General features: G+C 65.9%; 11 protein-coding genes and 1 tRNA gene. 7 read left to right on the forward strand and 5 right to left on the reverse strand.

What is annotated here, in order from left to right; translation table 11 throughout:
• Together AB7O82_RS33300 and AB7O82_RS33305 are read left to right on the forward strand one after the other, a co-directional pair.
• On the forward strand, positions 1-2171 hold a 2171-nt coding region (locus AB7O82_RS33300; RefSeq protein WP_428621312.1), incomplete at its 5' end, for a GumC family protein.
• Between the two features lie 117 nt (positions 2172-2288).
• Complete coding sequence (locus AB7O82_RS33305; RefSeq protein WP_428540598.1) at positions 2289-2915, forward strand: hypothetical protein; 627 nt, start codon at positions 2289-2291, stop codon at positions 2913-2915.
• Between the two features lie 240 nt (positions 2916-3155).
• Here the strand turns inward: AB7O82_RS33305 and AB7O82_RS33310 are convergent, their stop codons facing one another.
• Positions 3156-3851: an aspartate/glutamate racemase family protein gene (locus AB7O82_RS33310; RefSeq protein ID WP_428621314.1), complete on the reverse strand. Its 696-nt coding sequence runs from the start codon at positions 3849-3851 to the stop codon at positions 3156-3158.
• Between the two features lie 4 nt (positions 3852-3855).
• A complete protein-coding gene (locus tag AB7O82_RS33315) occupies positions 3856-4377 on the reverse strand; it encodes a DUF1993 domain-containing protein (protein WP_428555047.1) in 522 nt (173 codons plus the stop codon).
• A 329-nt stretch (positions 4378-4706) separates the two neighbouring features.
• Between AB7O82_RS33315 and AB7O82_RS33320 the strand changes: the two genes are divergently transcribed.
• From AB7O82_RS33320 to AB7O82_RS33335, 4 genes are all read left to right on the forward strand, one after another.
• On the forward strand, positions 4707-5429 hold the full coding sequence (locus AB7O82_RS33320) for a DUF2076 domain-containing protein (protein WP_428555050.1): 723 nt from the start codon (positions 4707-4709) through the stop codon (positions 5427-5429).
• Positions 5430-5470: 41 nt separating this feature from the next.
• Positions 5471-6097, forward strand: coding sequence for a glutathione binding-like protein (locus AB7O82_RS33325; RefSeq protein ID WP_428555052.1), 627 nt, complete (start codon positions 5471-5473; stop codon positions 6095-6097).
• Positions 6098-6120: 23 nt separating this feature from the next.
• Positions 6121-6531, forward strand: coding sequence for a DUF3574 domain-containing protein (locus AB7O82_RS33330; RefSeq protein WP_428555055.1), 411 nt, complete (start codon positions 6121-6123; stop codon positions 6529-6531).
• Positions 6532-6601: 70 nt separating this feature from the next.
• Complete coding sequence (locus tag AB7O82_RS33335; RefSeq protein WP_428555062.1) at positions 6602-7120, forward strand: Dps family protein; 519 nt, start codon at positions 6602-6604, stop codon at positions 7118-7120.
• A 316-nt stretch (positions 7121-7436) separates the two neighbouring features.
• Here the strand turns inward: AB7O82_RS33335 and AB7O82_RS33340 are convergent, their stop codons facing one another.
• Positions 7437-8597, reverse strand: coding sequence for an alpha-hydroxy acid oxidase (locus tag AB7O82_RS33340; RefSeq protein WP_428555064.1), 1161 nt, complete (start codon positions 8595-8597; stop codon positions 7437-7439).
• Positions 8598-8662: 65 nt separating this feature from the next.
• Entirely contained in the window at positions 8663-9829 is a 1167-nt protein-coding gene (argE, locus tag AB7O82_RS33345) for an acetylornithine deacetylase (protein WP_428621315.1), read from the reverse strand.
• 148 nt (positions 9830-9977) lie between these two features.
• On the opposite strand from argE, the gene AB7O82_RS33350 reads away from it, so the two are divergent.
• Positions 9978-10070: transfer RNA gene (locus tag AB7O82_RS33350), tRNA-Ser, on the forward strand.
• A gap of 171 nt (positions 10071-10241) precedes the next feature.
• On the opposite strand, the gene AB7O82_RS33355 is transcribed toward AB7O82_RS33350, so the two are convergent.
• Positions 10242-10442, reverse strand: coding sequence for a cold-shock protein (locus AB7O82_RS33355; RefSeq protein ID WP_428621316.1), 201 nt, complete (start codon positions 10440-10442; stop codon positions 10242-10244).
• Positions 10443-10465 lie beyond the last annotated feature (23 nt).

A 10465-nucleotide genomic window follows, 5' to 3' on the forward strand; every position in this document is an offset into this window, starting at 1 on the left:
TTGCCCAGCAGACGCCGCTCTATAAGGCTTCGGCCCGGATCATGCTGGATACGCGCACCTTCAAGGTGGTCAGCACCGAGGCTGCCCTGTCGGGCGTCGACACGCTCAACATGGGTGCGATCCAGAGTGAGCTCGAGGTCATCAAGTCGGACTTCCTGATCGCCCGCGTCGTCGACAAGCTTGGGCTTGCCAACCTGCCGGACTTCAATGGGACGAAGCCGCCGGGTTTCATCGACCGCTCTCTTGCCCCGTTGCGGGAATTGTGGAGCGCCGGAATCGCGAAGCTGCTCGCGCCAATCGCCTCCGGTCCCCCCGAGGCTGCCGAGCCGGCAAAGGCCTCGTCGGCGGAGGAGAATGATCCGCGCCGCCTGGCCGCGATCGGTGCCGTGGCGAGCCATCTCAGCGTGACGCTGCTCGGCCGTACCTTCGTCATCGTCGTCACCGTGGAGAGCCCGGACGGCACGATGTCGGCCAAGATCGCCAATGCCATCGCCGACGCCTACCTGTCCGACCAGATCGAGAGCAAGAACGAGGCGAACAAGAAGGCAACCGACTGGCTGGAGCAACGGCTGGCCGAGTTGCGCCGCAATCTGCAGGCGGCCGAGGAGGCGGTGGCCGCCTATCGGCGCGACAAGGGCCTGGCGGGCAGCCCCGAAGGCAATGTCTCGACCCAGACCCTGTCCGACCTCAACACCAAGTACACGGCCGCGCGCGGCCGGCGCGTCGAGAAGGAAGCGCGGCTCGTCGCCCTGAGCAAGGCGAGCCTCAATCCCAGCGAGCTCGCCAACATCGCCGAGGTCGCGGGCAACACGACCCTCGCGGCGCTGCGCATCCAGGACGTCGAGCTCAGCCGCAAGCTGGCCGAGCTGAGCGGCCGGCTCGGCGAAAATCACCCCCGGCTGGTCCAGGTCCGCAACGAGCTGAATGCCGTGCGGGCTCGCTTCCTGAGCGAGACCCAGCGAATCACGCTGGCAGTGCGGGCGGAGCTCGATGCCGCCAAGGCCGAGGAGGACGAGCTCAAGGAGATGGTCGACAAGGCCTCTGTCGTCTCCGGAACCGCGACCCAGTACGAGGCCGAGCTGAAGCAGCTCGAGCGCGAGGCTCAGTCCAACCGGACGCTCTACGAGAGCTTCCTGACCCGATACAAGGAATTGCGCCAGCAGCAGGACATCCAGCGCGCCGACGCCCGAATCCTGTCCTACGCTTCGCCGTCCTACACGCCATCCTCGCCCAACTACAAGACCGGCCTGCTGACCGCTTTCGTCATCGGTTGCATGCTCGGCATGGCGGGCGCGGTCGCCGCCGAGAAGCTGGATCGCGTGTTCCGTTCGGCGGCGCAGATCGAGGAGGCCACTGGCGTCAACGTCCTGGGCATGATCCCGGAGGTCAAGGGAGCCAGAAGTGTCCGCGCCAGCGTGGTCGGCCAGATCCTCGACAACACCGCCTCGCCGGCGGCAGAGGCGGTTCGCGCGGTGTTCACCGCCATTACGCTGGGCAGCCTCGATCGGCCGCCCAAGGTGGTCGCCATCACCTCGTCGACGCCGGGCGAGGGCAAGACCACCTTCGTTGCGTCGATGGGTGGCCTGCTGACCAAAATGAATGCGTCACGCCGGGTGCTGATCGTCGATCTCGACCTGCGCCAGGCGAGCATGTCGGCGGCGCTCGGGCTGAGCGATCGCGGCGGCACCATCGACGAGTACCTGATGGGTATGCGCTCGCTCGACGAGTGCATCCGGCGCCACGACCTCTCGGGCGTGGACTACATTTGCGCACGTCCCAACACGCCCAACGCGCCGGAAATTCTCGAATCGCATGCCATGAAATCGGCGCTGGCGACGTTTGCCGATCGCTACGACCTCGTGATCCTCGATGGTCCGCCGGTCATGGCGGTTTCGGATGCCCGCATCATCGCCCGCCTCGCCGATTACACCGTGTTCGTCGTGCAGTGGGCCAAGACGCCGCGCGAGGTGGTCAAGGCTGCAATCAGCGCGTTGCTGCCTGTGACCAGCCATGTCGGCATCGTCATCAACCGGGTCAATCTCGCCAAGCATGCGCGTTACGGCTACGGCGATCACAGCGACTACTCCTCCCGCTATCAGGGATACTACGGCGACGAGCTGGAGGAAGCGCCGAAGCCATCCAGACGACCGTCGCTGAAGGTGGCGAAGTAGGGCGCGACCGCTCACGCAATCGTAAGCAGTCAATTGGAATGCTCCGTGGCAGGCTCCGGCCCAGCCTGCATGGAGGGCCGCATGATCATTCGTGGTTCAATTATGGGTCGTCGTTCGATGATGGGCCGTCGTCCGCTGTTGGGCGGGACGGCCATGCTGCTGGGCTTCGCAGCGATTCCGGCCGTGGAGGCGCAGACTCCGCCGTCGAGCCCGCCGACGCGATTGCGCGGCGCGATCGCCGCGATCGATGGCAAGACCGCGACCATCGCGACGCGAGAGGGCACGTCGGTTCCGGTCAAGCTCGCGGACGACTGGGCGGTCATGCTGGTCAGTCCGCTCGCCATGACGGACATCAAGCAGGGCAGCTTCGTCGGCATTGCCTCGTTGAAGGGACCGGATGGCACCTTGAATGCCCTCGAGGTCCTGGTCTTTCCCGAAGCGGCTCGCGGCAGCAACGAGGGTCACTATCCGTGGGACCTTCAGCCCGAGAGCCTTATGACCAATGCCACCGTATCCACCGTGGCGTCGACTGGCGACGGTCAGACGCTGACGCTCGACTACAAGGGTGGCTCGCAGACCATCAAGGTGAAGCCGGGTACCCCCATCGTCACGTTCGCTCCCGGCGACAGGGCTGACGCCAAGGTTGGCGCCAAGGTGTTCCTGGGTGCCGCCAAGGCGGCCGACGGCAGCCTGACCGCGGCCCGACTGCTGGTCGGCAAGGACGGCCTGACGCCGCCAATGTGAGTGCGTGCCCGGACGGCGGGCGTCTCAGCCACCGGGGAGTGGCCACATCTTCAATCCTCCCCCGTCATCGGGGGAGCTGCCCCGTCTTACGGAGCGGAGGGGGAAGGCCGCAGGCAAGATGCTTCCGATACCGACGTCGGAATCGGTGAAATCGGGAGTGAGGCCTTCCCCCCACCGGCCTAACGGGCCACCTCCCCTGATTACGGGGGAGGGAAATGATGCGTCCACTTCCTGCCCCAGTCACGTCTCAACCGCGCGCCGCAGCGCGGCGCGGGCGAGCAGGCGCGTCGAATCGAGAGTCGGCAAGGGTGAGTTGCGATCGTCGATGACGAGCGGGATCTCGGTGCACCCCAGCACCACCGCGTCACAGCCCTGATCCTTCAACCGGGAGATCACCTGCTGGAAGTAGTGCGTGGACGACGCGTCGAGGACGCCGTTCACGAGCTCGTCCATGATGATGCGATTGCACGCCTCGCGTTCGGCGGGACTCGGCCGGACGGCTTGCAGGCCGCGCGCCGCCAGCTTCTCGGGGTAGACGTCGCTGTCGACCAGCCATTTCGTGCCGGTGATGCCGATCCGGCGAAAGCCGCGCGTCACCGCCGCGCCTGCCGCGACCTCGGCGATATGCAGCCAGGGCAGAGGCGAGCGTGGCACGACGTAGGCCATGGCCTGATGGATGGTGTTGTCAGGGCAGATCAGGAACTGGGCGCCGGCGCCGGCGAGCTTGCGCGCCGAACCCAGCATCAGCTCGCCTACGGCGGGCCAGTCGTCGTGCTCGATCGCTCGCACATAATCGGCGAGCGAGGGGGTATGCATCGAGATCTCGGGATGCACGTGCGGCCCGAGAAGGGCTGCACCTTCGGCGCAGATGGTGCGGTAGCACAGCGCCGCGCCTTCGGCCGAGCAGGCAACGATGCCGATATGCCGCGGCGGCACGGCGTCAGCTCTTCAGGCGCATCCTGCCGAGGAAATCGCGCTTGCCGAGGGGAACCCCTCTGGTTCGCAGGATGTCGTAGGCGGTCGTGGCGTGGAAAAAGAAGTTGGGCAGCGAGAACGACTGGATGAAACCTTCGGCGGTGAAGGGGATCTTGGTGTCGCGGATCTGGAAGACGACGTCCTTGCCTTCGCAGGCATTGACCTCATCGGCCTTCACTTGCTGCAGTTCCTCACGCGCCTGCGTGACCATCTTCTGCAGGCCGGCGAAGTCGAGTTCCCCCAGCGGCGCCGGTGGTCCGAACAGACCCGCCTTGATGCCGCGGACAGCACCGATCGAATGATGCGCCACCGCCACGATCTGAAAGCGGAAGGGCAGCATGTCGGGGAACAGTCGGTGATCGACAACCTCGTTGAAGTCGACGTTGTTGTCCTTGAAGTGGCTGGCCGCGCGCGCCAGGAAGCCCTCGACGGCACCGGTGGTCTGCAGGTAGCTGGGGATGCAGAGGTCATAGAGTGAGATGGCCATGGCTTGGTGTCCTCCCGGGTGGATCGTCTTGCCCAGTCGGGCTAGAGGCGAATGACCGATCGGTCAAGCCTCGCCGGCCGCGGAGAGATTGTCTTCCTCTGATCGAACGAAGTGATCGTCGTCGAAACAGGATGACCAGCCGATGGCGCTGTCGGTCCGTGCATTTGCAAGTGCGGCAATGACAGTTGCCGATTTTGAACCGTCAACGATCTGTCGCGGCCAGGCCGGACAATGCCCCGGGTGCTGCGTCCAGGGGGCTCGCCGACCCTTGACGCTCGGCGCCTCGACAACCACGTTGGAGTGCCCGGGATTGGGGCGGGAGGCATGTCATGCAAGCACAGGAACGTGAGCTCATTGCTGGTCTGTTCGGCCGGCTGCAGCCTTTCGAGTCTCAGCCACGCGACCCGGAAGCGGAAGCGTTGATCAAGGAATTCATGGCTCGCCAGCCTGCGTCCGCCTATCTCCTGGTGCAGGCGGTGCTCGTGCAGGAGCATGCGCTCAAGGCGGCGCAGGAGCGCATCGCCGAGCTCGAGGCGAGCGCCAAGGAGACGCCGTCCGCCGCTGCACCGAGTTTCCTGGGAAATGCACCAAGGCTCGGTCCATGGGGTGCCCAGGCCACGGCGCCGGGAACTTCGGTTCCGACGACGGCGCCGACGCCGACGGCGCCGGCCGTGCCACCGACGCGCTCGCCGCTGCAGGCTGCCCTGTCGCCGCAGTCCAGTGGCGGAGGTGGCGGTGGTTTCTTCCGTACCGCCATGATGACGGCAGCCGGAGTTGCCGGCGGCGCCCTGCTGTTCGAAGGAATTCGAGGATTGCTGAACAACAGCTCGAGCCCGTTCGGCCAGGCCCAGGCATCGCAACCGTCGCCTCTGCTGCCGCCGGACTCGATGCCGCAACAACAGCAGGCCTGGTCCGATACGACGCCGGCCGATAGTCAATACCAGGCCGACAATCAATACCAGCCCGATGATCAGCAGCAGGATCAGGACTATCAGGACGACTACGATACCGCGTCGCTCGACGATGGAGGAGCGGACGACAGCTGGACCTGACGGATAACGGACGTTTCGTAAACAAGGGGGAGAAGAAGACGATGATCGAATTGCATACGTGGGGCACGCCCAACGGCCGTAAGGTTTCCATCATGCTCGAGGAATGCGGGCTGCCCTACAGCGTGCACAAGATCGACATCTCCAAAGGCGAGCAGTTCAAGCCCGAGTTCCTGCGCATCAGCCCGAACAACCGGATCCCCGCCATCGTCGATCCCGACGGACCGGGCGGCAAGCCGTACAGCTTGTTCGAATCGGGCGCGATCCTGATCTATCTCGCCGACAAGACCGGCAAGTTCCTGCCCGCGGACCCGGTGAAGAAGTACGACACGCTGCAATGGCTGATGTGGCAGATGGGCGGGGTGGGTCCGATGTTCGGCCAGGCGCACCACTTCCTGCGCGCCGCGCCAACCAAGATCGAATACGGCATCAAGCGCTATGTCGACGAAGCCAAGCGGTTGTACGGCGTTCTCGACAAGCAACTTGCCGCGAACGCCTTTGCCGCCGGCGCCGACTACACCATCGCCGACATTGCGATCTTTCCGTGGGCGGCGCGGCACGAATGGCACACCGTCAACCTGGCCGACTTTCCCAACGTCAAGCGCTGGTACGACACCGTGAACGCGCGGCCGGCCGTGACCAAGGGCATGGCGGTTCCCTACCTGAATTGATGCGACTGCGGAGACGCCTGGTCGTGGCGGCGATTGCGGTCATCGCAATCGCCGCTGCGGGTCGCGACGTCTTGGCGCAAGTCGGGCTGACCGCGGCCTGCGTCGCGCCGCTCAAGCCGGCGGTGTCGGTCGAGCTCTACTTCGGCCGCGGAAAGCCCGACGGGGGCGAGGTGAGCGACCGTGAATGGGAGGAGTTCCTCGCCGAGGAGGTCTCTCCACGATTTCCCGACGGGCTCAGCGTGATGGAGGTCATGGGACAGTACCGGGGGTCATCTGGAAGGGCCGTGTCGGAACGTTCCAAGCGCCTCCACATCATCGTGTTCGATTCGCCCGCCCACCTGGCGAAGATTGCCGAGATCATCGACCTCTATCGCCAGCGCTTCCGTCAGGAATCCGTGCTGCGGACTGAACGCAGCCTGTGCGCCGCACTGTAGTCGGCGACCGGTTCACCCTGTCGGGAAAGCCGGCTAGATTTCATCGTAAACCCGCCAGGAGATGCCGTTCATGAGCAACGACGCGAAATCCCGCAAGACCGCCAATCTCGCCACGCCGACCGATCTTGGAGCCAACGCCACCAAAGAGCTGGCGGGCGGTCTCAATATCCTGCTGGCGGACGTCTATGCACTCTACCTCAAGACCAAGAACTTCCACTGGCACGTGTCGGGCCCGCACTTCCGGGACTACCATCTGCTGCTCGACGACCAGGCGACGCAGATCGACGCCATGACCGATGCGATCGCCGAGCGGGTGCGCAAGCTCGGCGGCACGACCATCCGCTCGATCGGCCATATCAAGCGCCTGCAGCGCGTGCTCGACAACGACGCCGACTACGTGACGCCGCACGACATGCTGGCCGAGCTGCGCAGTGACAACATGGAGCTCAACAAGCACATGCGCACGCTCCACGAACTGTGCGACGAGCACGGCGACGTCGCCACCGCGAGCCTGATCGAGAACTGGATCGACGAGACCGAGCAACGCGTCTGGTTCCTGTTCGAGACCGGTCGTCGCACCGACGGCTGAGGCGGCGTCTCCTTAGACGAAATCTCTTCGTTCCTCCTCCCCAGCTTCGCTGGGGAGGTGTCGCCGTCTTACGGCGACCTGCCTTCGCCGAAGCGAAGCCGCTTCGGCTTCGCGCAGGCAGGCGGAGGGGTCATGCTCTTCCGGACCGCGGGCGTCCCGCCCGCTCATGAGCTTGAGCAGGCGAGAAGCTCGCGGTCGGAAAGACGCATGAATCTTGAGCGGGCGGGACGCCCGCGGTCCACATGAGCATGACCCCTCCGTCCGCGAAGACGCGGACAGCTCCCCAGCGAATCTGGGAGGAGGCGGCGCCCGCGCGCTACGCCCGTCGCACCATGGCGGGCACGAGCTGCCTGAGCGACGGGGCGCCAAGCTGCATCATGACGTTGCGCGTCTCCTGGTGGAGGATGTTCAGCACCCTCTCCACGCCGGGCTGGCCGAACGCCCCCAGGCCCCAGAGATAGGGCCGACCCACGCATACGGCGCGGGCGCCGAGCGCCAGCGCCTTGGCGATGTCGGTGCCGCGGCGGAAGCCCGAATCGACCAGCACGGGAATGCGGCCGTCGACCGCTTCGAGGATCTCGGGCAGAGCATCGATGGTCGACCGGCCATTGTCCTCGGCGCGCCCGCCGTGATTGGAAACGACGATGGCGTCGACGCCGGCGTCGACGGCGAACAGGGCGTCCTCGGCGGTCACCAGGCCCTTCAGCACCAGCCGCGTCTTGACCGTGTCGCGCAGGCGCTTGACGAAGCCCCAGGTCAGGTTGTCGACGTGCGTGCCGGTGATGCCGGCCAGGTTCACGCCGTCGAAGTTCGGCTTGCGCCGCACGAAGTCGGCCACGCCGAGGCCGTGACAGTCGGCACACGGCCGGGGATCGGAGAGCGCCATGCGGCGGAACGTCTCCCACACCTGGAAGGCGATCACGTCGGTGGTGACGACGATCGTGCCGGCGCCGGCCTTCTCGGCACGCGTCGCCAGTGCCTTGGCGATCTCCCAGCTGTTGGTCGGGTAGAGCTGGAACCAGACTGGTGCGCCCCGTGCCTCGATCGCGTCCTCGATCGACGTCGTGGCCACGGTCGACAGCATCTCGAGATGGTCGCCACGGCGCGCCGCGCGGGCCACGGCGAGCTCGCCGTCGGGATGGAAAGCGCGGTTCGAGCCGGTCGGTGCAATCACGATCGGGCTACGGTAGGCCCGGCCGAACAGCTCCATGCCGAGGTCGATCTTCTCGACGTCGATCATGCGGCGGGGCAGCAGCTGGAACTTCAGGAAGCCTTCGCGATTGGCGCGCAGGGTCGCCTCGTCGCCGGTGCCCGTCGTCATGTAGCCGAAATGGGCCGGCGGCACCTTCTCCTTCATCACCGGCTCGAAGTCGAAGACGCTCAGCGCCTCGTTGGGCGCGCCGATCAGCTTGTCGAGGGTGCGCGGCGCCCACACCGAGGGATCGGGCAGGCGCTGCTGCTGCCCAGACGCGGCCATCGGGCCCGCGAGGAGGGGACTCCCGGCAAGAAATCTCAAGAAGCGGCGGCGATTCGCCGTGACGCTCATGCACGCTCCGCCCAGTTGATCAGGCGTCCGAGGAAAACGTCACAGGCATCCATTTGGGCGCGGGCGACGAACTCGTTGGGCTGATGAGCCTGGGCGATGTCGCCGGGCCCGCAGATCACCGTCGGAATCCCGTGACCGCGAAAGATGCCGGCTTCGGTTGCATACGGCACGGCATAGGTTCTGTTGCCGCCGGTCCATTGCAGCGCCAGCCGCGCGGCGTCCTCGTTCTCCTGCGGCATCAGGCCCGGCACGAAGGAGCGACGGCGAAGCGTGATGTCGGCTTCCGGATGGCGCGCCTTCATCCGAGGCAGCAGCAGCTCGGCGATGTATGTCTCGGCGCGGCGTTGCACCTCCCACGGATCGTCGCCGGGCAGGGTGCGATAGCCCCAGTTCAGCGTGCAATCGCGCGCCAGGATGTTGGCGGCGGTGCCGCCGGTGACGATGCCGACATTGATCGTGGTGTGACCCGGCACCGTATCGATGTCGCTGCGCTTGCGCGCCGCCAGCTCGACCTGCAGCTCGTTCAGCCAATGGATGAATTCGCCGGCAAAGTGGATGGCGCTGACGCCGAGATGGGTCATCGAGGAGTGGGCCTCGAAGCCCTTGAAGGTGGCGATGAGACCGCCGCCGGCATTCTGGGCGTTGACCACGCTCATCATGGTCGGCTCGCCCACGATCACGGCTTGGGGGCGCGGCACGGCGCCGACCAGGCGCTCGGCGAGCGCCGGGGCGCCGAGGCAGCCGATCTCCTCGTCGTAGCTGAAGGCGAAGTGCACCGGGACCGCGAGGCGGGCGCGCTGGAAGGCAGGCAGGTTGGCCAGGCAGGCGGCGACGAAGCCCTTCATGTCGCAGGTGCCGCGGCCATAGAGGTTGCCGTCGTCGCGGACCGTCAGCTCCCAGGGATCGGAGGTCCAGGGCTGGCCGTCGACCGGCACGACGTCGGTATGGCCCGACAGGACGACGCCGCCCTCGGCCTCCGGGCCGATCGAGGCGAACAGGTTGGCCTTGGTCCCCTCGGCGTTCGGCACCAGCGTGCTTGGGACGCCGTGCTCCTCCAGATAGTCCCGGATCCAGTGGATCAACTCGAGGTTGGAATTGCGCGAGGTGGTGTCGAACGCCACCAGGCGCCGCAGCATGTCGATCGAACTCGGCGAGGCACTCATGGCGGCACCGTGGCACAGTTCAGGCCCACCGGCCAAGGGCCTGATTTTCCACGTGAAATCGACACCGTGTTTGACACCCAGGGCGGCCCCGGCTAGAACCGCCGCGCATCCGTCGTGGAACACGACCGCCGGGGTCTTAGCGGGCTGCGGAGAGGTGGCCGAGCGGTCGAAGGCGGCGGTTTGCTAAACCGTTATACGGGGATAACCCGTATCGTGGGTTCGAATCCCATCCTCTCCGCCATTAAAGCTCGAAGAATAAGGATTTTCTGCACTACCTGTCCCGCCCCTCAGCAGCCACGAGCCCAGACGGATCAGACGGGCGGGGGTAAACAGTGGGGTAACCTAGACCTTCGGAGCCAAAAAAGCCCGGCCAGTCGCCCAGCCGGGCTCGATCGCGATCTCTGGCGGACTGTCACGCCTTGAGGTTCACCGCGGCCAGCTTGCCGCGCTCCTCCTGCACGTCGTAGGTGACCTTCTGGCCCTCGTTGAGGCCGTTCAGGCCGGCGCGCTCGACAGCGCTGATATGGACGAAGACGTCCTTGCCGCCGCCGTCGGGCTGAATGAAACCGAAACCCTTTGTGGCGTTGAACCACTTCACCGTGCCTGTAGCCATGTTCGTCTTTCCGGGGTGGAGCG

This window comes from Reyranella sp. (genome assembly GCF_050185545.1).
Classification (GTDB): domain Bacteria; phylum Pseudomonadota; class Alphaproteobacteria; order Reyranellales; family Reyranellaceae; genus Reyranella.

Coding starts and splice junctions, on each gene's coding strand:
- AB7O82_RS33320 (WP_428555050.1), top strand. CDS start 4,707: ATGCAAGCACAGGAACGTGAGCTCATTGCTGGTCTGTTCGGCCGGCTG.
- AB7O82_RS33335 (WP_428555062.1), top strand. CDS start 6,602: ATGAGCAACGACGCGAAATCCCGCAAGACCGCCAATCTCGCCACGCCG.
- AB7O82_RS33355 (WP_428621316.1), bottom strand. CDS start 10,442: ATGGCTACAGGCACGGTGAAGTGGTTCAACGCCACAAAGGGTTTCGGT.
- AB7O82_RS33340 (WP_428555064.1), bottom strand. CDS start 8,597: ATGGCCGCGTCTGGGCAGCAGCAGCGCCTGCCCGATCCCTCGGTGTGG.
- argE (WP_428621315.1), bottom strand. CDS start 9,829: ATGAGTGCCTCGCCGAGTTCGATCGACATGCTGCGGCGCCTGGTGGCG.
- AB7O82_RS33325 (WP_428555052.1), top strand. CDS start 5,471: ATGATCGAATTGCATACGTGGGGCACGCCCAACGGCCGTAAGGTTTCC.
- AB7O82_RS33305 (WP_428540598.1), top strand. CDS start 2,289: ATGATGGGCCGTCGTCCGCTGTTGGGCGGGACGGCCATGCTGCTGGGC.
- AB7O82_RS33315 (WP_428555047.1), bottom strand. CDS start 4,377: ATGGCCATCTCACTCTATGACCTCTGCATCCCCAGCTACCTGCAGACC.